The organism is Klebsiella sp. CN_Kp113 (genome assembly GCF_040064585.1).
GTDB classification, from domain to species: Bacteria; Pseudomonadota; Gammaproteobacteria; order Enterobacterales; family Enterobacteriaceae; genus Klebsiella; species Klebsiella michiganensis.
Genome location: NZ_JBEAID010000009.1, coordinates 75,913 through 100,696, shown reverse-complemented (window position 1 = coordinate 100,696; position 24,784 = coordinate 75,913). Strand labels below are relative to the sequence as shown.

Annotated in this window: 18 protein-coding genes; 8 read left to right on the top strand and 10 right to left on the bottom strand. The window is 58.9% G+C overall.

What is annotated here, in order from left to right; translation table 11 throughout:
- The first annotated feature begins 30 nt into the window (after window positions 1-30).
- From ABLV30_RS03845 to ABLV30_RS03835, 3 genes are all read left to right on the top strand, one after another.
- Entirely contained in the window at window positions 31-1,071 is a 1,041-nt protein-coding gene (locus ABLV30_RS03845) for an aldo/keto reductase (protein WP_025108092.1), read from the top strand.
- A gap of 151 nt (window positions 1,072-1,222) precedes the next feature.
- Window positions 1,223-2,599: a glycoside hydrolase family 1 protein gene (locus ABLV30_RS03840; protein ID WP_102803327.1), complete on the top strand. Its 1,377-nt coding sequence runs from the start codon at window positions 1,223-1,225 to the stop codon at window positions 2,597-2,599.
- A gap of 70 nt (window positions 2,600-2,669) precedes the next feature.
- Window positions 2,670-3,386, top strand: a complete 717-nt coding sequence (locus ABLV30_RS03835; protein WP_014228521.1) for a GntR family transcriptional regulator — start codon at window positions 2,670-2,672, stop codon at window positions 3,384-3,386.
- A gap of 42 nt (window positions 3,387-3,428) precedes the next feature.
- Here the strand turns inward: ABLV30_RS03835 and ldtB are convergent, their stop codons facing one another.
- Window positions 3,429-4,343: a L,D-transpeptidase gene (gene ldtB, locus ABLV30_RS03830; protein ID WP_004130773.1), complete on the bottom strand. Its 915-nt coding sequence runs from the start codon at window positions 4,341-4,343 to the stop codon at window positions 3,429-3,431.
- A gap of 190 nt (window positions 4,344-4,533) precedes the next feature.
- Window positions 4,534-5,316: a tyrosine-protein phosphatase gene (locus tag ABLV30_RS03825; RefSeq protein WP_265800481.1), complete on the bottom strand. Its 783-nt coding sequence runs from the start codon at window positions 5,314-5,316 to the stop codon at window positions 4,534-4,536.
- Window positions 5,317-5,493: 177 nt separating this feature from the next.
- On the opposite strand from ABLV30_RS03825, the gene ABLV30_RS03820 reads away from it, so the two are divergent.
- Window positions 5,494-7,086, top strand: coding sequence for an ABC-F family ATPase (locus tag ABLV30_RS03820; protein WP_004849135.1), 1,593 nt, complete (start codon window positions 5,494-5,496; stop codon window positions 7,084-7,086).
- A gap of 167 nt (window positions 7,087-7,253) precedes the next feature.
- On the opposite strand, the gene ABLV30_RS03815 is transcribed toward ABLV30_RS03820, so the two are convergent.
- Together ABLV30_RS03815 and ABLV30_RS03810 are read right to left on the bottom strand one after the other, a co-directional pair.
- Entirely contained in the window at window positions 7,254-9,617 is a 2,364-nt protein-coding gene (locus tag ABLV30_RS03815; RefSeq protein ID WP_048261121.1) for a glycoside hydrolase family 31 protein, read from the bottom strand.
- A 15-nt stretch (window positions 9,618-9,632) separates the two neighbouring features.
- The gene (locus ABLV30_RS03810) at window positions 9,633-10,934 is read right to left on the bottom strand and encodes an MFS transporter (RefSeq protein WP_004849139.1); all 1,302 of its coding nucleotides are present in this window, start codon (window positions 10,932-10,934) and stop codon (window positions 9,633-9,635) included.
- Between the two features lie 271 nt (window positions 10,935-11,205).
- Here ABLV30_RS03810 and ABLV30_RS03805 point away from each other — a divergent pair, with 271 nt between their 5' ends.
- Window positions 11,206-12,306, top strand: coding sequence for a LacI family DNA-binding transcriptional regulator (locus ABLV30_RS03805; RefSeq protein WP_177952238.1), 1,101 nt, complete (start codon window positions 11,206-11,208; stop codon window positions 12,304-12,306).
- On the opposite strand, the gene ABLV30_RS03800 is transcribed toward ABLV30_RS03805, so the two are convergent.
- The 6 genes from ABLV30_RS03800 to moeA all read right to left on the bottom strand — a co-directional run bounded on the left by ABLV30_RS03800 (window position 12,303) and on the right by moeA (window position 20,208).
- Window positions 12,303-13,568, bottom strand: a complete 1,266-nt coding sequence (locus ABLV30_RS03800) for a DUF1479 domain-containing protein (RefSeq protein WP_025108086.1) — start codon at window positions 13,566-13,568, stop codon at window positions 12,303-12,305. The two genes, ABLV30_RS03805 and ABLV30_RS03800, sit on opposite strands and share 4 nt — an antisense overlap.
- Window positions 13,569-13,703: 135 nt before the next feature.
- Window positions 13,704-14,519 carry a Cof-type HAD-IIB family hydrolase gene (locus ABLV30_RS03795; protein WP_025108085.1) on the bottom strand — a complete coding sequence of 272 codons (816 nt, stop codon included), beginning with the start codon at window positions 14,517-14,519 and terminating at the stop codon, window positions 13,704-13,706.
- Between the two features lie 209 nt (window positions 14,520-14,728).
- Entirely contained in the window at window positions 14,729-17,161 is a 2,433-nt protein-coding gene (locus ABLV30_RS03790) for a formate C-acetyltransferase/glycerol dehydratase family glycyl radical enzyme (RefSeq protein ID WP_048261117.1), read from the bottom strand.
- 4 nt (window positions 17,162-17,165) lie between these two features.
- Window positions 17,166-18,065 (bottom strand): glycyl-radical enzyme activating protein, encoded by a 900-nt coding sequence (locus tag ABLV30_RS03785; RefSeq protein WP_182158149.1) that lies wholly within the window; start codon window positions 18,063-18,065, stop codon window positions 17,166-17,168.
- A 152-nt stretch (window positions 18,066-18,217) separates the two neighbouring features.
- Complete coding sequence (gene moeB / locus ABLV30_RS03780) at window positions 18,218-18,973, bottom strand: molybdopterin-synthase adenylyltransferase MoeB (protein ID WP_182158150.1); 756 nt, start codon at window positions 18,971-18,973, stop codon at window positions 18,218-18,220.
- A complete protein-coding gene (moeA, locus tag ABLV30_RS03775; RefSeq protein WP_014837888.1) occupies window positions 18,973-20,208 on the bottom strand; it encodes a molybdopterin molybdotransferase MoeA in 1,236 nt (411 codons plus the stop codon). Before moeA ends, moeB begins: the two co-directional genes overlap by 1 nt.
- Before the next feature lie 177 nt (window positions 20,209-20,385).
- On the opposite strand from moeA, the gene iaaA reads away from it, so the two are divergent.
- From iaaA to gsiB, 3 genes are read left to right on the top strand one after another with little or no spacing between them, the layout of a single operon-like run.
- Window positions 20,386-21,327, top strand: a complete 942-nt coding sequence (iaaA, locus tag ABLV30_RS03770; protein WP_009653820.1) for a beta-aspartyl-peptidase — start codon at window positions 20,386-20,388, stop codon at window positions 21,325-21,327.
- Window positions 21,328-21,339: 12 nt separating this feature from the next.
- On the top strand, window positions 21,340-23,193 hold the full coding sequence (gsiA, locus tag ABLV30_RS03765) for a glutathione ABC transporter ATP-binding protein GsiA (protein WP_211801294.1): 1,854 nt from the start codon (window positions 21,340-21,342) through the stop codon (window positions 23,191-23,193).
- 37 nt (window positions 23,194-23,230) lie between these two features.
- Window positions 23,231-24,769, top strand: coding sequence for a glutathione ABC transporter substrate-binding protein GsiB (gene gsiB / locus ABLV30_RS03760; RefSeq protein ID WP_048261106.1), 1,539 nt, complete (start codon window positions 23,231-23,233; stop codon window positions 24,767-24,769).
- Window positions 24,770-24,784: the final 15 nt, after the last annotated feature.

The following is a 24,784-nucleotide window of genomic DNA, read 5'->3' as shown; positions in this document are numbered from 1 at the left end:
GGTGAATCACCCTGATTGAAGGAGAGTCCTATGCGTTATCAAAAACTGGGCCATACCGGCCTTTTTGTCTCTGAGCTGTGCCTCGGCACCATGACCTTCGGCGGCGAAGGCGGCCTGTGGGGGAAAGTGGGGCAGCTGCGCCAGGCGGAGGCAGAGCAGCTGGTGGGCAGCGCGCTGGATGCGGGCATCAACTTCATCGACACCGCTGACGTCTATTCAGAAGGGCGCTCGGAAGAGATTACCGGCCAGGCGCTGAAGAATCTGAAAGTGCCGCGTGAAAACGTCGTCGTGGCGACCAAAGTGTTTGGCGAAACCGGCACCGCAGGCGTGAACTCGCGCGGCAGTTCGCGCTATCACATCATCGGCAGCGTGAAGGAGAGCCTGCGTCGCCTGCAGCTCGATCATATCGATCTCTATCAACTCCATGGCTTCGATCCGGCGACCCCGATCGAAGAGACGCTGTATGCGCTGGATAACCTGGTGCAGCACGGCCACGTCCGCTATATCGGCGTGTCGAACTGGGCGGCATGGCAGATAGTCAAAGCGCTGGGCATTTCCGAACGTCTGGGGCTGGCGCGTTTTGCCTCGTTGCAGGCTTACTACACTCTTGCCGGCCGGGATCTGGAGCGCGAGCTGGTGCCGATGATGCAGAGCGAAGGCCTGGGCCTGATGGTCTGGAGCCCGCTGGCGGGAGGGCTGCTCAGCGGTAAGTACGATCGCGATGGGCACTCGGCGAGCGGCGGCCGCCGTCAGGAGTTTGATTTCCCGCCGGTGAATAAAGCGCGGGCTTTTGACTGCATTGATGTGATGCGCGAGATTGCCGATGCGAAGGGTGTTTCGGTGGCGCAAATCGCGCTGGCCTGGCTGCTGCATCAGCCGGCGGTAAGCAGCGTGATTATTGGCGCGAAGCGCGCTGAGCAGCTCGCCGATAACCTCGCGGCGACCAGCATTGCCCTGAATGATGATGAACTGGCGCGGCTTGACGCGGTCAGCGCGCTGCCGCGAGAGTATCCGGGCTGGATGCTGGAGCGCCAGGGCGAATACCGCCGCGACCAGCTCGCCCAGCAGTAACTTCCTCTCTTGCACGCCGGATCGTCTGTTTCGCGATCCGGTTTTTTTATCCGTTGCGCTCACAAAACGCGATCCTGGACTTTGCCTGACGGGAGAATTTCGTTTATATGACTAGTCATGAAATTAATATGACTAGTCATAGGTGCGAGCGATGAACAGAACACTACCGGCAGATTTTTTATGGGGTAACTCGGTTTCCAGTATGCAAACCGAAGGGGCGTGGAATGAGGGCGGGAAGGGGATGTCGGTTTACGATATCCGCCAGCCGGCGGAATTTGCGTCCGACTGGAAGGTGGCAACCGACTCGTACCACCGCTACCGGGAAGACTTCGACCTGATGCAGGATTTGGGCATGAACTGCTACCGCTTCCAGATTGCCTGGAGCCGCGTTTGCCCGGAAGGCGACGGTGAGTTCAATGAAGAAGGTATCGCCTTTTATCACCAGTTTATCGATGAACTGCTTGCCCGCGGCATTGAGCCGATGATCTGCCTCTATCACTTCGATATGCCGCTGTCGCTGGCTGAACGCTACAACGGTTTTACCGACCGTCGGGTGATGGAAGCCTTTATTCGTTACGGGCAGAAGATGATCGACTGCTTTGGCGACAAGGTGAAGTGGTGGCTGACCTTTAATGAACAGAACCTCTACCACATGCCGGACGCGTTTCTGATTTCAGGCTATATGCGCGGCGAGAAGACCCTGCGCGAGCTGTATCAGATCCAGCACCACGTGATGATGGCCCACGTGCACCTGACGCAGTATCTGCACCAGGCGAAGCCGCAGTGCCTGATGGGCGGCATGCTGGCCCACGCGCTGGTCTATCCGGCGACCTGCAAACCGCGCGATATCCTTTGCGCCCAGCAGCTCGATGAGTTTTTAAACCAGAACCTGCTGCGCGCCTTCGCCGGAGAGGGCTACAGCCCGGAGGTCATGCACGTTGTCGCCCGCGAAGGCTTTGCGGATATCTACCGCGCAGAGGATCTGGCGCTGATGGCGCAGGTTAAAATCGACTATCTGGCCTTTAGCTACTACGCCAGCAAGGCGCTGGATAGCGACCCGATCCCGCCGGGCACGCCGGTGAACCACTACATGCGGTTTGGCGATAAAAAGAATGACTTTCTGCAGGCCACCGAGTGGGGCTGGCAGATTGACCCGCTGGGCTTTCGCACCATCATTACCCGCTACTACAACGACTGGCGTCTGCCGGTATTCCCGATTGAAAACGGCATCGGGGTGATTGAGTCCTGGGACGGCGAAAATCCGGTCGCTGACGATTACCGCATCGCCTATCATCGCGACCATATCAACGCCATGAAAGAGGCGATGTTTGAGGACGGCGCGCGGGTGATTGGCTATCTGGGCTGGGGGTTAATCGATATTCTCAGTTCGCAGGGAGATATGCGCAAGCGCTACGGGGTTGTCTACGTGAACCGTGAAAACCACGACCTTAAGGACCTTAAGCGCGTCCCGAAGAAAAGCTATGCCTGGCTGAAGCGGGCCATCCGCAGTCACGGCGAAGAGATGTAGCGGCGCCTCGCGCGGGCAGATGGTATATTCTGCCCGCCAGCCACTATCAGACACGTAAAAGGATCCGGGAATGACGGCCAAATATCTGAGTATCGCGCGGGAAATCAAAAAACGTATTATCAGCCGGCAGTATCCCGCCAGCGCGCCGTTACCCGACCAGTTCGCCTTAGCGGCGGAGTTCAGCACCAGCAGGATGACCATCCAGCAGGCGATGCGCCAGCTGATTGTCGAAGGCCTTATCTACACCCGTAAGGGGCAGGGAACCTTCGTGCGCAAAAACTTCCTCCAGCTTTCGCAGTGGGAGCTGCCCGGCAGCGACTATTTTGGCGCCACCAAAACCTGGGAGCATGTAGGGGAAGTGACCAGCCGGGTGATTCGCTTCGAGCTGCGTTTTCCGTCGGAAAAAGAGCAAAGCTCGTTGCTGATTGACGCCGATGCCCCGGTCTATGATTTCGTCCGCCTGCGGCTGCTCAACGAGGAACCCGTGTCGCTGGACCTCACCGTGATGCCCGTTGCGCTGGTGCCTGGCCTGAATAAAACGCATCTCGAAAGCTCGGTATTTCGCTACGTGCAGGAGACGCTGGGGCTGAAGATGATGGGATCGTATCGGGTGGTGCGGGCGATGAAACCGCAGGCGCTGGACAGGGAGCATCTCAACTGCGAAGCGAGCGACCCGGTGCTGGAGGTGGAGCAGGTGATCTATCTGGAGGACGGTACGCCGCTGGAGTATGCCCATTGCCACTATCGCTACGACCACGGCGGAATTATTCTGGTCAATAACGGATAAAAAAATGGCGGGCACCGGGCCCGCCACTCTGTGCGATGCGTTTTAGTTCAGACGCACCGGCATACCGGAACGGTTCTGGATCGCCTGATCGACCACGCTCTGGTCTACGTCAGTCTGGCTGGTAATCGCCTGTACTGATTTGGTCAGGTTAATCGGCACGATTTCGCCGCCCTGGAACTGCTCTTCCGTGGTGGACAGCGGGTTGTGAACTTCAATGAAGCGGCTGCCGTCAGGCTCGGTAGTGGCTTTTACCGGCTCATCGATAAACTCAACGCGGGTGCCGACCGGCACGTTTTCAAACAGGAATTTGATATCGTCGTTACGCAGACGCACGCAGCCGTGGCTGACGCGCAGGCCGATGCCGAAGTTAGCGTTGGTACCGTGAATAGCGTACAGGCGGCCGATATACAGCGCGTACAGGCCCATCGGGTTATCAGGGCCGGCAGGAACAACGGCCGGCAGCGGTTCACCGGCTGCGGCATATTCAGCGTGCATTTTGGCGGTAGGCGTCCAGGTCGGACCGGCTTTTTTACGCTCAACTTTCGTCACCCAGTTGATCGGCGTGTCTTTGCCTAACTGGCCGATACCGATCGGCAGCACGATGACGGTGTTGGTGCCTTTCGGATAGTAGTAGAGGCGCATTTCCGCGCTGTTGATGACGATACCTTCATGCACGGTGTCCGGCAGGATCAGCTGCTGCGGGATATTCAGCACGGTGCCGCCTTTCGGCAGGAAGGTGTCCACGCCCGGGTTGGCTTCCAGCATGTTGGATAAACCCATCTGGTATTCAGCGGCGAAATATTCCAGCGGCTGCTTGTTGCCTTCCGGAATGGTGATCACCTGGTTCTGGCCAATCAGACGGCTGCCGTCGGTGGGCAGAGGGTAGGTTACAGCAGAAGCTGTGTTGCAAAAGCCCACGATGGCGAAGGCTGCCGCGAAGAGTGTTGATAATTTCATAATCTTTATGTCGTGGGCGATGTTAATGCCGCACAGGCCTTTGTCAGTTTAAACAGGAAGTCGATGGGAGCGCATTATATGTGCTTTCCGGCAAACAGGTAAATGAGATGTGTACGAAATCACATTTTTTTCCTGTGACCCTGAGTGTAGCCCGTCAACGCGGGCTCTGCAGCCTGAAAACGGGAGGGGATTACCCCTCCAGAAGCCGCGACTGGAGCGCTTCTCGCGCCTGCGGCGTGAGCTGATACTCTTTCTCCAGCCAGGCATCGACGCTGGCGTAGCGTTCGTCGATTTGCGAAAGTGCGGCGGCAAGGTAGGACTCATGCACCGTCATCATTTCCGCCAGGTTCTGCCGGCCGCGGGGGGTCAGCGCATTGCCGAGGGACTGGAGCATGAAATCTTCGACCTGCGTCAGCATGCCCTGGGTGAGCAGATATTCCTCCATGACCGTATGACGATCGCAGCCGAGGGCGAACAGCGTCAACGCGCAGCCAACGCCGGTGCGGTCTTTTCCCACCGCGCAGTGCTGCAGCAGCGCGCCGTCGAAAGGCTCCATCAGCCAACCGGCCAGCTGGCGATAAGCGGCGTTATTGAACGGCAGCTGGCGGTAGAGCGCCAGCATAAACTGCTCGCCGTTAAGGACGTTCAGGGTGGCGGCGTTGAGCTCGGTGACTTTGGCGTTGACGTCGCGAACGTGCGGATTCGCCGGGGCGTTGAGGTAGTGAGCCGCTTCGTTCAGCTTATCGGGGCTGCGATTCACTTCGCCCGGATCGCGATAATCAATCACTCGGCTAAGCGGGATCGCGTCCAGATGGGTGAGGTCATCTGCCGTCATCATATGCAGCGAGCCGGAGCGGAATAATTTCCCGGTACGCACGCGACGGCCGTCGGCGGTACGCTGGCCGCCCAGGTCACGAAAGTTGATACCGCCCTGCAGCGATAAGAAAGCCGGATGGCGGGAGAGTGTGGTCATAGGTTCCTTCCAGATTAAGGTAAAAAATTACGCATTAAGCAGTGTAACCGCGCAATATGACATGACCCTAACACAGGCGTCATTGATGATTTTATAACGCCCCGTGAAAAGTGAAGCATTTGCTGGCATAATGTCTGGTTCATCACACTTCTCATTCTCTATTTTCAGGATAACCCCGTGCTAGTATCCAGCAACGTCACCATGCAGTTCGGCAGTAAGCCGCTGTTCGAAAATATTTCCGTCAAATTTGGCGGCGGCAACCGTTACGGCCTGATTGGCGCCAACGGTAGCGGCAAATCCACCTTTATGAAGATCCTCGGCGGCGATCTTGAGCCGACGCTGGGCAACGTCTCCCTCGATCCGAACGAGCGTATCGGTAAGCTGCGTCAGGATCAGTTTGCGTTTGAAGAGTTCAGCGTGCTGGATACGGTCATTATGGGCCACGGCGAGCTGTGGGAAGTGAAGCAGGAGCGCGATCGTATCTACTCCCTGGCGGAGATGAGCGAAGAAGATGGCTACAAAGTGGCTGACCTGGAAGTGCTGTACGGCGAGATGGACGGTTACTCCGCTGAAGCGCGCGCCGGCGAACTGCTGCTCGGCGTCGGCATCCCGGTTGAACAGCATTACGGCCCGATGAGCGAAGTCGCTCCCGGCTGGAAGCTGCGCGTGCTGCTGGCGCAGGCGCTGTTCTCTAACCCGGACATTCTGCTGCTTGATGAACCGACGAACAACCTGGACATCGACACCATCCGCTGGCTGGAGCAGACCCTCAACGATCGCGACAGCACCATGATCATCATTTCGCACGACCGTCACTTCCTGAATATGGTCTGTACCCACATGGCGGATCTGGATTACGGCGAGCTGCGCGTTTACCCGGGCAACTACGATGAGTACATGACCGCGGCGACCCAGGCGCGCGAACGTCTGCTGGCGGACAACGCCAAGAAAAAAGCGCAGATTGCCGATCTGCAATCATTCGTCAGCCGCTTTAGCGCCAACGCCTCTAAATCTCGCCAGGCGACCTCGCGCGCCCGTCAGATTGACAAAATTAAGCTGGACGAAGTGAAAGCGTCCAGCCGTCAGAACCCGTTCATTCGCTTTGAGCAGGATAAGAAGCTGTTCCGTAACGCCCTGGAAGTGGAAGCGCTGGCGAAAGGCTTCGATAACGGCCCGCTGTTTAAAAACGTCAATCTGCTGCTGGAAGTGGGGGAGAAGCTTGCCATTCTGGGCGCCAACGGCGTGGGTAAATCCACGATGCTGAAAACCCTGGTCGGCGATCTGACGCCCGATAACGGTACCGTTAAATGGTCTGAGAACGCGCAGATTGGCTACTACGCGCAGGATCATGAATATGAGTTTGAAAACGATCTGACGGTATTCGAGTGGATGAGCCAGTGGAAGCAGGAAAGCGATGATGAGCAGGCGGTGCGCAGCATCCTGGGTCGTCTGCTGTTCAGTCAGGACGATATCAAGAAGCCGGCGAAAGTGCTCTCCGGTGGCGAAAAAGGCCGCATGCTTTTCGGTAAGCTGATGATGCAAAAACCGAATATCCTGGTGATGGATGAACCAACCAACCACCTGGATATGGAATCGATCGAATCGCTGAACATGGCGCTGGAGATGTATCAGGGCACCCTGATCTTTGTTTCCCACGACCGTGAGTTTGTGAGCTCGCTGGCGACCCGAGTGATTGAAATTACGCCGGAGCGCGTTGTGGACTTCACCGGTAACTACGAAGATTATCTGCGCAGCAAAGGTATCGAATAATATTCCTGTTGTCTGTCCCGGATTGCGGCGCTGCAGCGCCTTATCCGGGCTACCGGCCCACAGACGGCGGTGAACCTGTAGCCCGGGCAAGGCGCGTCAAGCGCCGCCCCCGGGAGCAGTTCGCAGAGTGGCTGAATTCCCTGGAGGCAGCGCGAAAAAGGTGAGGGCTACACTCGCCACTCGCTCCTTTCTTCACCGTTCACCAGCAGCCTGCGTTTTTCCCCCGCCGGCAACGACACCTTCAGCGCTTTCCACGCCGGACGATAATCGCCGCGCGCGTTCACCTTCAGGTTGATGCTGGCGCTATCGCAAACCATTTCCCATTCTACCCACAGCGCATGGCCATTCTGGTAGCTCCAGCTTTCGCCATCATCTTCAAACAGCAGGCCGCAACGGGTCCCCACGCCCTTCAGCGGGAACAGCTTCAGCTCGCGGCAATCGTCTTTTTGCGCATCGACGTGGCGGATACGCTCGCTCAGCGGCAGGCCTGCTCCGGCGCGAACCAGCAGCGGCAGTTTTTCCAGCGGCGCATCAAGGACGATCCACTGGCCTCCCGCGAACCACTGGTGGCTATCAAAGTCGTACCAGCCGTCCTGATTGGCCGGCAGCCAGACGCGGCGCTGACGCGCGCCGGGTTCGACGACGCTGGCGACCAGCAGATCGCGACCCAGCAGGAAGTCGTCGCATTCGGCAAACGTCCGCGGATCGTGTTCGTGATCGAGGAAGGTCGGACGCAGCATCGGTTCATCGTCGGCGTGAGCCTGCCACAGCAGCGTATAGAGGTACGGCAGCAGACGATAGCGCAGCTCAATGGCTGAACGGATAGCCGGCGTGACTTCCGGGTACATCCAGGCTTCGTTGACCGTCTGGTCGTCATTCCACGAGTGAATGGTAAAGCGCGGATGCATAACGCCGTTTTGTACCCAGCGCACGAACAGCTCCGGGTCCGGTTTATCGCCAGAGAAGCCGCCAACATCGTGTCCGACGTTGAACAGCCCGGAGAGGCTCATTCCCAGCCCCATGCGGGTGTTATAGCGCAGCGTATCCCAGTTGGTACGGTTATCGCCGCTCCAGGTCTGGACGTAGCGCTGCATCCCGGCGCAGCCGGAGCGAGAGATCAGGTACGGTCGTTTGTGCGGCGCAAAGCGCTGCTGAGCCTCCAGCGACGCGCGCATCATCAGCAGCGGCATGACCGGGCGAATATGTTTAATGGCAATTTCCTCGCCAAACCCGTAACAGCGGGCTTCGCCGTCCCAGACTTCATACTCGTTATTATCGTTCCACGTGGAGTCGATACCCATCTCCAGCAGCTGGGTTGTCACGCCTTCCTGCCACCAGGCGACGGTCTGCGGGTTGGTAAAGTCAAGGTGCGACCCTTCGTCATCCCAGAAGCTGGAGCGCTCGGGAGCATCCGCCTGTGAATCGCGGATAAAAAGCCCGCGCTCCGCGACCTCGTTATAGCGCGGATGGTCCTGCAGCAGGCAGGGCTTAATATTGGCGGCGAGCTTCAGTCCGGCATCGTGGAAGGCCTGGCTCATCACCTTCGGCTGCGGCACCTTGTCGTTGTTCCAGTTAAAGACGTAGCGCTTGCCGTCAATCGAGGTATAGCCGGAAGAGAGCTGGAACGAATCGCACGGTATGGCGTGTTCATCACACAGGCGGATGAAGTTCATCAGCTGGTTTTGCGCATCCGGCGCGTCGGTGTAGTGCATCGTCGAACCGCTGTAGCCGAGACTCCATTTCGGTCCGAACAGCGTTTTGCCGGTCAGGCGTACGAATGCTTTGGTGATATCCAGTACCCGTTTGCCGGAAAAAAGATAGTAATCGATGTCGCCGGCTTCCGCCTGCCAGCGGCGATAGGCGGTATGGTAATTATCGATTTCGTTGCCGAGATCCAGCCAGCAGCTGCTCAGGTTGTCGTAAAACAGACCGTAGCTGACATCGCTACGCTGCGCGATGGTAAACGGAATATGTTTGTACAGCGGGTCGGTGCTTGCCGCGTTATAGCCCATGGCGTCGAGGTTACGCATCTCATAGCGCTTCCCGTTACGCTGCAGATCGCCGGCTTTTTCGCCCAGACCGTAGAAGCGTTCGTCTTTGCGTCGGCTCAGGTAGTGGGCAACGCCGTCGCCGTGGGCATTCGCCAGGTAGGCGCTGGTGGGGCGGTCGTTAACCAGCGGCTGCCACTCGCCGGCCTCATCGCGATAGCTCCATTCCAGCCACAGCGGCTGGTGGACGGTGACGCGCAGCTGGTCGGTGGCGATGCTCAGGGTATCGCTATGCTCCGTGAGCTGCCAGGCGGGGAGGCTAAAGCCGCTCAAATCTTCGCGCGGGCGTCCTTCCCACGGCACGTCCTGCTGGGGAGCGATACTCCAGGTGCGATCCAGCGCCAGCTGGCCGTGCCGCTTTAGCAGCACGCGGAACATATTCTCTTCCAGCACGTACAGACACAGGGTGTGCTGGCCGTCTACGATCAGCTCAACGTGGTGGTCCAGCCGTTGGTGCAAAGTCCAGTTTTTCAAAGTCTTCATTTTTTACATCCACTCTCAGGCGCGTTTTGCGCGACGTTCAGCAATAAATGCCACCAGGAATACCGCGCCAATCAGGTCAAAGAACCCCATGGCGATAAATAGCGGGTTGAAGCCGATTTTGTCGGCGGTGACGCCAATCAACAGCGAGAACAGAAAGCTGGCGATCCAGGCGGCGGAGCCGCGCATCCCGTTCACGGTCGCCATCTGTCCTTTATCGAACGACTCCACCACCAGCGCGCTGAGCATGCAGGAGATGATCTGGTGGCCGAAGCCGCCTATCGAAATCAGCACGATGGTGATATAGGGATCGCGGGTGATCGCCACGGTGGCGAGCGAAATCATCAGGAAGGCGCCGGTGACGGAGCTGGCGACCACCGAGTTCACCCGCGAACAGCCGAACCAGCGGGTATACAGTTTGGTCAGATAGCCGCTGGCGACGCTGCCGAGGTCGGCCGCCAGAAACGGCAGCCAGGCAAACATGGCGATTTGTTTTAAATCCATGCCGTGCTCTTTCGCCAGGTAGAGCGGTACCCAGAAGCTCAGCACCGCCCAGGCGGGCTCAGCCATAAAGGCCGGAATGGCGATACCGTAGAAGCGCTTGTTTTTCGATACGGTTTTTAGCGCGGTAAAGAAGGGCAGTTTGACCGGTGGCGCTTCATTGTCCTGCTGGATCAGCGCCAGCTCAGCTTTACCGAGGTTAGGGTGTTTTTCCGGGTTATGATAGAACGCCCACCACAGCACGACCCACAGCAGCGCCAGCGCGCCGGTGAACATGAATGCCCCCTGCCAGCCGAACGAAGCGTGTGCGAAGTAGATAATCGGCGGCGCCAGCATGGCGCCCACGGAGAAGCCGACGCCCGCCCAGCCTGCCGCGATCGGCCGCTCGGATTTTGGAAACCACTCACCCAGCGTTTTGGCGTTGGCTGGCGTTGCCGCCGCCTCAGCGCCGCCCATGAAAAAGCGCAGAATCGCCAGGTGCAGCCAGCTCCCCGCCCCGGCATGGGCGATGCAGGCGATGGCCCACAGGGTGGCGCAGATCATAAAGCCGAGCTTGAGGCCAATAACGTCGATAAGCCAGCCGCAGAGCGGCTGGAAAATGGTGTACGCCAGCTGAAAAGCGCCGACTATCCATGAGTACTGTTCAGTGGTAATACCCAGGGAGGTTTTTAGTTCCGGGGCGATAATCCCCAACGAATTACGCGTGATGTAGTTAACGGTGACGCCGAGTAAAAACAGCACCAGCATCCACCAGCGCAGGTTCTTCACTATGCGGCGCGATTTACTGACCGCCATATCATTATTGAGGCCTTGGCTCATAGAACTCTCCACGAGACATGTAGTAGGGAAAATTGACCAACCCGCTTGTTGAGTTGTCGCTAAAATTTTCTATTTCGTTGTTTGTTAAGGTTGATGTCTCGACACTATTGGTTGACTAATCTCAAAGGTGTTGGACCAATTCAGGCTAAGGGAGAATGCGAGCGGGCAATAGCGACAATTCTGCAAATATTTTCATGGAACGATCCAGATCGCAGTATGACATCGCCAAATCGCTTAAAAATATTCACATTCTCAATATGAAAATTTTTTCATGAGCAAAGTAGAGCGCGATCACAAAATGGACAAAAAGCTGAAAGTGAGCGAAATTGCGGCGCGTACCGGGCTGTCGGTGAGCACGGTATCGCGGGTGCTGGCGGGAAAAGCAAATACCAGCGCCAGGGCTCGCCAGAGGGTACTGGATTGCGCCCGCGAGCTGGGCGTGATGGAGGGTATCGCCGCCGGGCGAATGCTGCTCAATAATCTGGTGGTCTTTGCCCCTCAGCGCGCTTTCGATGAACGCACGGATATTTACTACTATCGGGTGATTCAAAGCATCAATTGCGCCCTTATGCCGCATGAGGTACACCTGCGCTATTGCGCGCTGGAAGAGAACGACAGCGATGCCAATTTGTTTTTGCAGCGCATGCATGAAGCATCGACCCAGGCCGCGATTTTACTGGGTATCGACGATCCGCATATTCACGATCTGGCGGCCGATCTGGCGAAGCCCTGCGTGATGATTAACTGCCACGACGCGGGAATGCGTTTACCCTCCGTCGCGCCGGATCATCGGCTGATCGGCCAGTTCGCCGCCCGGTATCTGTTTGAGATGGGGCATCAGGCGATCATGAACGTGATGTGCCTGCGCCGCTATACCATGGAGCTGCGTCTGCTGGGCATTAAGCAGGCATGGCGGGCGCGGAATCTCCGTTTCGTTGACGGCAGGGATTTACTCGCTGTGGCCAACTTCAGCGCCAGGGATACCGAGGAAAAAGTCGGGGAGTGGCTGGATCAGCGCGGCGATGGCCCGCTGCCGACGGCATTTCTGGTGGGCGGTGATTTTATGGCGGCAGGCACGATCGCCGCATTACAAAAACGCGGTTTGCGCGTCCCGCAGGATGTTTCCGTCATGAGCATCGACGGCTTTAACCTGGCGGCGATCCAGGATGTACCGCTAACCGCCGTCCACGTCCCACGCGATGAATTAGGGGTTGAAGCGGTACATCTATTACAGCAGAGACTGATCCGTCCCGATGCGCCGCACGGCGCGTTACTCCTGCATGGGACGCTGGCGGTACGCGATTCGGTGCGGCGGATACGCGCCGGTAACCGCCGTACCGCCGTTGAAGCGAAGGGGTTATATGATGATTAATTCGCCATCCCCAACGCGCGCTTACCGTGGATATTTAAGTCATCCAGCGTAAAGCGGCCTTCCCAGTCGCTTTCATAATCCTCGCGGGGGAAATCTCCCGGCGAAGCGCCGCGCGCCAGCGCCGCTTTGACCTTCTGCGCGTAGGCGAGGTTTTTCTCGCACATTGGTGCGGCGGGAATATACATCACGTTGCCCCAGCCCTGCTGATTTTCCACCGGCGCGACCGAGTGGATCACGTCGCAGTGCCACCATACCGAATCGCCCGCATTCAGCGCCGGAATAGAGCTTAAGGCTTTGATCAGCAGCGGGTGCCATTTTTCCGAAATCGGCAGCACCTTGCCCGGCGCGACGCCGCACAGCTCATCTTCCGGGACATCGTCGAGCAGCGGACGCAGCAGCACGTAAGCCATCGCTTCCGGGATCGGCACCACGTGCAGCAGGCCCTGATCGGGGATCATATCGGAGAGCGCGGTCCACCCCTGGAAGGTGCGGAACACCGAGCATTTGGTGGTGTTGTCGACCGTATACTCTTCGACTTCGGTGCGGTGCGCCGCGTCCCACGGGTCGTAAGCATCAATGTTGCCGTTAAACACGTCGGCAAACACTTTCTGATAGGCCGGCAGCAGCCAGCGCTCCAGGGCGCCGGAATCGGTATGCGCCCCCAGACCTTTCGAGGTGGTTCCCGGCGGGCGGCGGCGAATGCGGTCCGGGTAAATGACGCTGACGTCCGGGTCGAACCACTGTTTGCCGTCGCGGTTAAAGGTCCACAGACGGTTGAGGAACGACTGCACGGCGGCCATTTCATCGCTCTGTCGCGCCTGCATCTGCGCCTGGGACCAGTAAATCGGATAGATTTCCGGGCGCGAAGCTTCCAGCGACCCGAAAAAGGTATCGCCGGGACCTTTATAAACGTCATCGAAATGGTTGCGGTCGAGATACTCGAGCATTGCGTTGTCCCACGCCAGCGCCTGTTCGCGAGAAAAATGGCCCTTGATAACGGCGCAGCCGCGACGCTTGATGAGCTCGCGCTGGGCTTCCGTGACCTGGCCCCGGGCAATATCGGCGAACGGGATCGTTGGCCAGACGTCCTGACCGCTGGCCTTAAGGGCGTCAATCTCTTCCAGACGCGCGGAGATACGCGCCGTCAGCCGATCGAACACCGCCTGCACGTCGCCAATTTGCGCCCGCAGCTCCTGTTTAATCCGGCGGATGGCCGCTTTGGGGTCGGCGGGTAAAGTTTCACAGGTATGGGTAACAGCCATAATGACCTCTCATCTTTCATTCGAAAGTAATTTATCTTACATATGATAATTTAAGTTAAAATTAAGTTAATGCAAGTTTAAAATTATGCGGAGGTGCACAAAACGGGAAGCCGGGGCGGTAAACCCCGGGTGGCGTTACTCGTTGAACGGGGCGGTGTGGTCGAGGACGGCCTGAATGACGTTCAGCGCGCCGTCGTGGTTGTTATCATCGGTGGCAAAACGCGACACCGCTTTGATGCTTTCGGCGGCGTTGGCCATCGCGAAAGAGTATTTCACCAGCTTGAGCATTTCCGTATCGTTAGCGCTGTCGCCAATGGCTACGCAGGCCTGCGGCGAGATGTTCCAGCGCTTCAGCAGGCGGCTGATGCCGTTGGCTTTATGCAGGCCGGGGATAATCAAATCGACGAAGCCGAAGCCGCTGGTGACCGGCTTCATGATGCCGTCCAGCGAGACGTGCAGTTTGTCGATAAGCTGCGGGATTTCGCTATCCGGCAGGTTCAGGGAAAACTTAAACAGCGTGTCGTCGATGTCATGATAGCTGCTAATGCGCTGCAGGCGATGGTAGTGCTTTGACATCAGGGTGACAAACGCCTCGGGCGCGCGCTCGCTGACGTAAGCGCTCTTGAGGCCGCAGGCGACGAAGTTGAGCTGCGGGTCTTTCAGCAGTTCGCCGATGACGACCTGGGATTCATGACGGGTGAGTTCGCCGTGGAACAGCTGTTGACCGCGTTCGTAAACCAGCGCGCCGTTCTCGGCAACAAAGGAGATTTGGTCACGGATTTCCGGGAAAAAAGAGATCAGCTGGTAGTACTGGTTGCCGCTGGCGACCACGAACTCAATACCCTGCTGCTGGAGTTGCGCAAACTGCGCGAGAAAACGCGAGCGGTCATACTGCTTGGCGTCATTGAGAAAAGTTCCGTCCATATCGGTGACGATAACTTTAACGGTCATAACACATGCTCCTGGCTTAACTTCGACCAGTAACATTCTAATTACAATGTGATGGGGAGCACAAATTTATTTCGAATGAAAGTTTGCGTTCACCTCTGTGCAGCAGAAAACCCCGGATTGCGGCGTAAACGCCTTACCCGGGCTACCGGCCCGCAAACGGCTTCGAACCTGTAGCCCGGCTAAGCGTAGCGCAAGCCGGGGGATGAGATTTACAGCGTATGCTCGGTACGGGCGATAATATCGTCCTGAGCATCCGGCGACAGGGCGGTAAAGAACGCCGAGTAACCGGCCACGCGGACCACTAAATCACGATACTGGTCTGGGTGCTTCTTCGCTTCCAGCAGCGTCTCGCGCGACACGATGTTGTACTGAATATGCCAGCCTTTATGCACCTCGAAGAAGGTGCGCAGCAGCACCATCAGTTTCTGCTTATCGGATTCGTTCTCCAGCGTGGCCGGGTTCAGCTTCTGGTTAAGCAGTACGCCGCCGAGGATTGAGCCGGTCGGCAGTTTGCCCACCGAGCTGATTACCGCTGTCGGCCCGAGATGGTCGGTACCGGAGGCCGGGCTGGCCCCTTCCGCCAGCGGCGAGTGCGCTTTACGGCCATCCGGCGTCGCCATCGTTTGGGCGCCAAACGGCACGTTGGCGGAGATGGACGAGGTGCCGGCGTAGTAGTTGCCGCCGATCGGGCCGCGACCGTAGCGCGGGTTATGATACAGCTTCAGCTCGTCGATATAGGTCTGGTAGGCGCGAGCCAGCAGCATATCCACGCTGTCTTCATCGTTACCGTATTTCGGCGCGCCGTTGATTAAGCGCTGGCGCAGCTGCTCGTGGGTCAGGCCTTCGAAGTCTTCAGCCAGCGCCTTTGCCAGCTCCTGCTGGCCAATAACGCCCTGATCGAACACCAGCTTCTTCACCGCCGCCAGGCTGTTGCCGAGGTTAGCGATGCCGACCTGCAGACCGGAAACCCAGTCATACTTCGCGCCGCCCTGCTTGATGCTCTTCGCGCGCTCGATGCAGTCATCGACCAGCGCCGAGCAGAGAATATCGTGCACGTTCTCTTCCAGCATGGTGTCGACCACGTACTCAATCTCGATAGATTTGCGCGTGTAGTAGCGGATCTGCGTATCCCAGTCGGCCAGAACCTGTTCAAAGTTGTCGAAGTTGCCTTTTGACAGCGCATGTTCCTGCGGCAGGAAAACCTGGCCGCTGGTGGCGTCGCGGCCGCCTTCCAGGGTTGCCAGCATGACGCGGGCGAAGTTGATAAAGCTCATCCCGGTGCAGCGATAGCCCCATTTACCGCCGACGGCGGTTTCGATGCAGCCGATAGCGGCATAGTCGTACGCGTCCTGCGGCTCAATCCCCAGCTTGATAAATTCCGGGATGACGATTTCATCGTTGTTGAACGCCGGCATGCCGAAGCCGCAGCGGATCACCTGCACGCAGGCGTCGAGGAAGTCGTTGCTCATGCCCGCGTGATAGCGCACGCTGAGGTTAGGTTGAGTCGAACGCAGCCGACCGCAGGATTCCAGGATGGCGTAGGAGAGCGGGTTCACCGCGTCCTGCGCGTTGCCGTCCACCAGATTCTGGCCGCCGATGGTGACGTTCTGGTACAGCGGGCTACCGGCGGAAGCCTTAGAGTGCGAGCCGGAGCGAATTTTGTTCACTTCCAGCAGCTTCAGCCAGCAGCAGTGCAGCAGCTCGATGGCGTGTTCGCGATCCAATGATTGCGCCAGCTCAACGTCGCGGCGATAGTAAGGGTAGAGATACTGGTCCATACGGCCGAAAGAGACCGAGTGACCGTTGGATTCGATCTGCAGAATCAGCTGGATGAAATAGCACAGCTGCAGCGCCTGCCAGAAGGTTTTCGGCGGCTCGTGGGCGATAATATCGCAGTTTTCGGCTATCGCCAGCAGCTCGTCGCGGCGGGATTCGCGGCTCTCCGTCGCGGCCATATTGCGCGCCAGCCCGGCATAGCGCTTACAGTGGTCGCTGACCGCTTCCAGCACGATATCAATGGCTTTAAGGAACTGCTCGCCGTGCAGATCTTCCAGCACTGTCAGGTTAATGCGCGAACGGCGCTCGGCGACTTTCGCCCGCATGCCGTCGAGGCCTTTTTCCAGCAGCAGCGGATAGTTGACCGCAAGGTGAGCGTCGCCGGAGGTCATATTGCCTTCGGCTTTGATAATGCCGGTCGCCAGCAGCGCTTTTTGCTCGTCGGTAAACATGCCGTAGCAGCGATCTTGTACGGTTTGACCGCGCCACCACGGGCACACTTCATGGAGCACGCGTTTGTTCTCTTCGCTAACGGCAAAACCGGCGCCGGGGCGATCGGCGAGGTCGTCGATCTCTTTTTCGATCCAGCTAACGGTGTATTCCGGGAAGATAGGCGCCGCGCGAACTTCGCTGGCCTGGTTGCCGACGATCAGTTCATCGTGCTTAATCCAGATCGTGCGTTCCGCCAGGTGATGGGCCAGCGCCAGCGCGCGGCGTACCGGGATCGGCTTATCCAGGTGCTGCTGATAGGCTTCGGTATAGTGCAGGGCGCGCTCGGTACAAACCGGCGGCTTAACGATATGCACCAGCGCCATTTTATGCGCCTGAATGCGCGGGCTCAGAGTATCCAGTTTCAACGTTGTCATAAGGTTATCCTCGTAGAGTCGCCGTTAAACCTTTGCTCTGAGCATAGCGCTGCGCGAAGGCGAGCAGCTCGGGTGCAGCAAGCGGTTTATCCGGAGCGGTATAGGGCTGACTGAGTAATTGGTATTTATTCATGCCTAAGGTGTGGTAAGGCAGGAAGTGGATCTCGCCAACCTGTAAACGGTCAGCGGCAAAATCGGTAATGGCGGCAATATCGCTTTCGTTGGCGTTAAAGCCCTGGATCAGCGGCACGCGAATGATGATTTTCTTTCCGGCCTGCGCGACGCGCTGCAGGTTATCCAGCACCCGGCGAGCGCTGCCGTCCGTCCACTGCTGGAAAATCGCTTCGTTGACGTGCTTGAGGTCGGCGAGAAACAGGTCGATAAACGGCAAAGCGGGCTCGACGTATTTCCACGGCACGTGCAGGCAGGTTTCGACCGCGGTGTGGATCCCCGCGTTGTGGCTGGCCTCAAACAGCTGTCGGGCCAGTTCGGGATTCATAAACGGCTCGCCGCCGGAAAGCGTGACGCCGCCGCCGCTGCGGTCGTAAAACGGTTTGTCGCGCAGCACCGTGGCCATAATCTCTTCGACGCTTTTCTCTTCGCCGCACACGGTTAATGCCGTGGTCGGGCAGCAGTCGCGCAATTTGCCGATATGCGCATCGGTGAGCTCTTCGCGGTGGATAATCAGACCGTCCAGCTTGCGGGTAATCACCTCCGGCGCAGCCTGCTGGCAGAGGTCGCAGCCGTCCAGGCAAAGGCGGGCGTCATACAGCAAATCCGCCGTGCGGGCGCGGCTTTCCGGATTCTGGCACCAGCGGCAGCCCAGCGAACACCCTTTGAGGAAGACGACAGTGCGGATCCCCGGGCCGTCATGGGTTGAATAACGCTGAATGTTGAAGATCATGATTCACCCTCTTATTTGCATATGAAGATTAAATTACTTTCGAATGAAAGTTGTATTGATATAAATCAACAAGCAGAAAGAGGAAGGAGAATGAAGGTTAAAATGCCGCTGCGGGTCACAAAACATCCGGCGACAGCGCCGCCGGAAAAGGGTCAGGGCGTACCGCACACCTCGCAGTGAGGGTTACGCGGCAGCCTCATTTCACGGAACTGGCAGCGCATGGCGTCGTACATGACGATTTTTCCCGTTGCCGGGCTGCCATAGCGGGCCAGCAGCTTAATCGCTTCCATCGCCTGCAGCGAACCGATGGTGCCGACCAGCGGCGCCATGACGCCGGCTTCGACGCAGGTGAGGGCGTTTTCGCCAAACAGGCGGCTCAGGCAGCGGTAGCAGGGTTCATCTTCCTGATACGTAAAGACGCTGATTTGCCCTTCCATGCGAATCGCCGCGCCGGAGACCAGCGGCGTTTTATGGCGGAAACATCCGGCGTTGAGCTGGTTACGGATCGCGACGTTGTCGGTACAGTCGAGCACCAGATCGTGGGCGGCGATTTGCGCCGCCAGCGCCTCGTCTTCCAGCCGCGCGTTGAGCGCCGTGAGCTGAACGTGGGGATTAATCCGCGCCAGCGCGGCGCGGGCGGAGTCGACCTTCGGCTGGCCGATGGTGTCGTCGCTGTGCAGCGTCTGGCGCTGAAGGTTGGAGAGCGAGACGGTGTCGAAATCGAGCAGGGTTAGCTGGCCGACGCCTGCCGCCGCCAGATACTGCGCGGCGGCGCAGCCCAGCCCGCCGAGGCCGACGACCAGCACGCGGGAGGCTTTCAACTGCTCCTGACCGTCAAAATCGAAATCGCGGAGAATAATCTGCCGGTTATAGCGCAGCATCTCCTCATCGCTCAGCTCCACGCCCATTACAGCCCTCCGAACAGATGATTAAACGGCTCGACTTCCACCCATTCGCCCGCTTCCACGTTGCCGCGCTCGCGTTCGAGAACGATAAAGCAGTTGCCGAGGCTGAATGAACTGAAGATATGCGAGCCCTGGTGACCGGTGCTGCTAACCACCAGCTCGCCGTCGGGACCGCGCTGCAGCACGCCGCGCTGAAAATCGAGGCGGCCCGGCGATTTCTTCAGGCCGGAGGCGGCGCGAACGCGCAGGCGCATCGGCTGAGCTTGCCCGACGTTGCCGGACAGCTTCGCCAGCAGCGGCTGAACCAATTGGTAGAAGGTCAGCGTTGCGGAAACCGGGTTGCCGGGCAGGCCGCAGAACCAGCTGTGGTTGAGCTTGCCGAAAGCGAAAGGTTTACCCGGCTTAATCGCCAGCTTCCAGAAGCCGATTTCCCCCAGCTCTTCGAGGATCGCTTTGGTGTAGTCCGCCTCGCCGACGGAAACGCCGCCGGAGCTAATCACCACGTCGGCCTGCTGGTCAGCCTGAATAAAGGCTTCGCGCAGTTTAGCCGGGTCGTCGGGAATAATGCCGAGGTTAATGACCTCGCAGCCCAGCTCCTGCAGCATCAGGTGCACCGCCAGGCGGTTGGTATCGTAAATTTGCCCGTCGGCCAGCGGCTGGCCCGGTAGCTGGAGCTCATCGCCGGTGGAGAAGACCGCCACCCGCACTTTACGCACCACCTCAACCTCGGCAATCCCCAGCGAGGCGATGACCGGCAGCTCGGCGGCGGTCAGGCGGGTACCTGCGGGGAAGACGACCGCGCCGTGGGCGATGTCTTCGCCAAGACGACGAATATTCTGCCCGTTTTTCACCGGGGCGAGGAAGCGGATACCCTCATCGGTTTGTTCGGCCTGCTCCTGCATCACCACCGCGTCGCAGCCTTCCGGCACCGGCGCGCCGGTCATAATGCGGATACAGGTGCCCGCGGGCCAGACGCCGTCAAAGGGTTGACCGGCGAAGGCCTTGCCGGCCACCGGCAGCGCTGCGCCGTCGGTGAGATCCGCCAGGCGCACGGCGTAGCCGTCCATCGCCGAGTTATCAAAACCGGGAACGTTAAGCGGCGAAACGAGATCATGGGCGGTCACGCGCGAAAAGGCCTGCAACAGCGGTACGGTATCCGTCGCATTCAGCGGCGTAATACGAGTGAGCATCTGGGTCAGGGCTGTGTCGAGCGGCATCAGTCCGGCGGTAAAATCCATGGGTTTCTCCTGCGGGCAAACATCGAAAACGCCTATTATGGCAGAAAAGAGAGACGGGCTATAACCCATCTGGCGACAAGCTTTACATCACCGTCCGCTCTTTCTATATTCAAAAATTGTATAGGACAGTCAGCACGATAATGATATTTATACACTTTATCGTTAAGGAATGGCGCAATGGGTAAGGCGGTTATAGCAATTCACGGCGGGGCCGGGGCGATTAGCCGCGCGCAGATGACGCCGGCGCGCGAGCGGGAGTACGTGGCGGCGCTGTCGGCGATTGTCGATAGTGGACAAAAAATGCTGGCTGCTGGGGCCAGCGCGCTGGATACGGTAACCGAAGCGGTCCGGCTGCTGGAGGAGTGCCCGTTATTTAACGCCGGTATTGGCTCGGTATTTACCCGCGATTCCCGCCATGAGCTCGATGCCTGCGTGATGGATGGTTACAGCTTACAGGCGGGGGCCGTGGCCGGGGTTCAGCATTTACGTAATCCGGTGCTGGCGGCGCGTCTGGTGCTGGAGCAAAGCCCGCACGTGCTGTTGATTGGCGAGGGGGCGGAAGCGTTTGCCGCTTCCCGCGGTATGGCGCGGGTCGATAACAGCCTGTTTTCGACTCCCGAGCGTTTGCTGCAGCTGCGTCAGGCGCAGGAGGGCGACGATATCGTGCTCGATCATCACGCCGCGCCGCTGGATGAACGGCACAAAATGGGCACCGTCGGCGCGGTCGCGATGGATCTGGCGGGCAACCTCGCGGCGGCGACCTCCACCGGCGGCATGACCAATAAGCTACCGGGACGCGTCGGCGACAGCCCGCTGCCCGGTGCGGGCTGCTATGCCAATAACGCCAGCGTCGCCGTTTCCTGTACCGGTACCGGCGAAGTGTTTATACGTACGCTCGCGGCCTACGATATTTCGGCGCTGATGGAGTATAGCCAGCTCAGCCTGCAGGAGGCCTGCGAAAGGGTGGTGATGGAGAAACTTCCGGCGCTGGGCGGCAGCGGCGGCCTGATCGCCATCGACAGAGAAGGCAACGTGGCGCTGCCGTTTAATAGCGAAGGCATGTACCGGGCCTGGTGTTATGCGGGCGATACGCCCACGATTGGTATTTATCGCGAATAAGAGGAAAGGGCGTTGCCGCATAGTCAAGAAATCGATGCCGATGATGTTCTGCAGGTGCGCGGCCTGAACGTCGTGTTCAATCAGCAGCAGCAGGCTTTTTCCGCCGTCCGCGACCTGTCGTTTACCCTGCGGCGCGGCGAGACGCTGGCGATTGTCGGCGAGTCCGGCTCCGGGAAGTCGGTGACGTCCCTGGCGCTGATGCGCCTGCTCGACCAGGCGGTCAGCGAAGTGCGCAGCGATGCGCTGCTGCTGCGTCGTCGCAGCCGGCAGGTGATTGAGCTGAGCGAACAGTCTGAAACCGAGATGCGCGGCGTGCGCGGCGCGGATATGGCGATGATCTTCCAGGAGCCGATGACGTCGCTGAATCCGGTCTTCACCATCGGTGAACAGATTGCCGAATCTATCCGCTTACACCAGGGCCTGAAGCATGATGAGGCCCTGCGCGAAGCGAAGAAAATGCTCGATCAGGTGCGCATTCCGGAAGCGGAAGCCATGCTCTCGCGCTATCCGCATCAGCTTTCCGGCGGGATGCGTCAGCGGGTGATGATCGCCATGGCGCTCTCCTGCCGACCGGCTGTGCTGATTGCCGATGAACCGACCACCGCGCTGGACGTGACTATTCAGGCGCAGATTTTACAGCTGATTGCCGTCCTGCAAAAAGAGATGGCGATGGGCGTTATCTTTATTACCCACGATATGGGGGTGGTCGCCGATATCGCCGACCGCGTGCTGGTGATGTATCGCGGCGAAGCGGTGGAAACCGGCAGCGTGGAAGAGATTTTCCGCGCGCCGAAGCACCCGTATACTCAGGCGCTGCTGGCCGCGGTGCCGCGGCTGGGGGCAATGCGCGGCACTTCGCTGCCGCGCCGCTTCCCGCTGTTAAACCAGAGCCCGTCGCCGGAGGGGCAGAACACCGTTGTGCCCGGGGAACCGATCCTGAAAGTTCGCGATCTGGTGGCGCGCTTCCCGCTGCGTAGCGGCATTCTCAACCGCATTACCCGCGAGGTGCATGCGGTCGAAAAGGTCAGCTTTGATTTATGGCCCGGCGAAACCCTGAGCCTGGTGGGGGAGTCCGGCTGCGGTAAATCAACGACCGGCCGGGCGCTGCTGCGGCTGGTGGAAACTCAGGGCGGCAGCATCACCTTCAACGGCCAGCGGATTGATACGCTGACGGGCAGTAAGCTTCAGGCGCTGCGCCGCGATATCCAGTTTATCTTTCAGGACCCCTACGCTTCCCTCGACCCACGGCAAACGGTGGGCTATTCGATTATGGAACCGCTGCGCGTGCATCGGCTGCTGGAGGGCGATGCCGCTCGTGAGCGGGTCAGCTGGCTGCTGGAACGCGTCGGGCTGGAGCCGGAGCATGCGTGGCGCTATCCGCACGAGTTTTCCGGCGGCCAGCGGCAGCGCATCTGTATTGCCCGCGCGCTGGCGCTCAATCCGAAAGTGGTGATTGCCGATGAGTCGGTATCGGCGCTAGATGTGTCGATTCGCGCGCAAATTATCAATCTGATGCTCGATCTACAGCGTGAGATGGGTATCGCATTTCTGTTTATCTCCCATGACATGGCGGTGGTTGAGCGCATCAGCCACCGCGTGGCGGTGATGTATCGCGGGCGTATTGTCGAGATCGGCCCGCGCCGCGCCGTGTTTGAAAACCCGCAGCACCCCTATACCCGTAAACTGATGGCCGCCGTTCCGGTGGCCGATCCTGCGCATCGTCGTCCGCAGCGCGTGCTGCTCTCAGACGAGCTGCCGGGCAACATCTTCAAGCGGGGCGAAGAGGGGATCGGTACGCCATTACAGCAGGTGGGACCGGGGCACTTTGTCGCCAGAGAGCCCGCCGCCGACGTGCTGGCGCGCTAACAACGACACCAATAATGCAGCATTTCAGGAGAACAACATGACTCAACGCGTATCAGGCAAATGGCTGTTGGCGCTGGGCGTCGCCTCGGCGCTGACAGCGGCTCCGGCTCTGGCCGCAAAAGATGTGGTGGTGGCGGTCGGCTCTAACTTTACGACCCTCGACCCGTATGATGCTAACGACACGCTGTCGCAGGCCGTCGCGAAGTCGTTCTATCAGGGGCTGTTCGGCCTTGATAAAGAGATGAAATTGCAAAACGTGCTGGCGGAAAGCTATACCGTTTCCCCGGACGGCCTGGTGTATACCATTAAGCTGCATCCGGGGGTGAAGTTCCAGGACGGAACCGAGTTCAATGCCGAAGCGGTTAAAGCGAACCTCGATCGCGCCAGCAATCCGGAAAATCATCTCAAGCGCTATAACCTGTATAAAAATATCGCCAGCACCGAGGCGGTTGACCCGACAACGGTGAAAATTACTCTCAAACAGCCTTTCTCGGCGTTTATCAATATCCTGGCCCACCCGGCGACGGCGATGATTTCTCCGGCGGCGCTGAAGAAATATGGTAAAGAGATTGGTTTCCATCCGGTTGGCACCGGCCCGTACCAGCTCGACACCTGGAATCAGACCGACTTCGTTAAAGTGAAGAAGTTCGCCGGTTACTGGCAGCCGGGGCTGCCGAAGCTGGACTCCATCACCTGGCGTCCGGTCGTGGATAACAATACCCGCGCGGCGATGCTGCAGACCGGCGAAGCGCAGTTTGCGTTCCCGATCCCTTACGAGCAGGCGCCGCTGCTGGCGAAAAACAGCAAGCTGGAGCTGGTGGCCAGCCCGTCGATCATGCAGCGCTATATCAGCATGAACGTGACGCAGAAGCCGTTTGATAACCCCAAAGTGCGCGAGGCGATTAACTACGCCATTAACCGTCAGGCGCTGGTAAAAGTCGCCTTTGCGGGCTATGCCACCCCGGCGACCGGCGTGGTGCCGCCGTCAATTGCCTACGCTGAAAGCTACAGCGCCTGGCCGTACGATCCGGCGAAGGCCCGCGAGCTGCTGAAAGAGGCGGGCTATCCGAATGGATTTAGCACCACGCTGTGGTCGTCGCACAACCACAGCACGGCGCAGAAAGTGCTGCAATTTACCCAGCAGCAGCTGGCGCAGGTGGGCATTAAGGCGCAGCTGACGGCGATGGATGCGGGCCAGCGCGCGGCGGAAGTGGAAGGTAAGGGGCAGAAAGAGAGCGGCGTACGCATGTTCTATACCGGCTGGTCGGCGTCGACCGGAGAAGCGGACTGGGCGCTGTCGCCGCTGTTCGCGTCGCAGAACTGGCCGCCGACCCTGTTCAATACGGCTTTCTATAGCAATCCCCAGGTGGATAAAGACCTCAACGACGCGCTGAAAACCACCGATGCGCAGGAAAAAACGCGGCTGTATAAAGACGCGCAGGATACCATCTGGAAAGAGTCGCCGTGGGTGCCGCTGGTGGTAGAGAAACTGGTCTCGGCGCACAGTAAAAATCTGACCGGATTCTATATCCAGCCGGATACCGGATTTAGCTTTGAACAGGCGGATCTTAAGTAGATAGCTGCGGGTCCC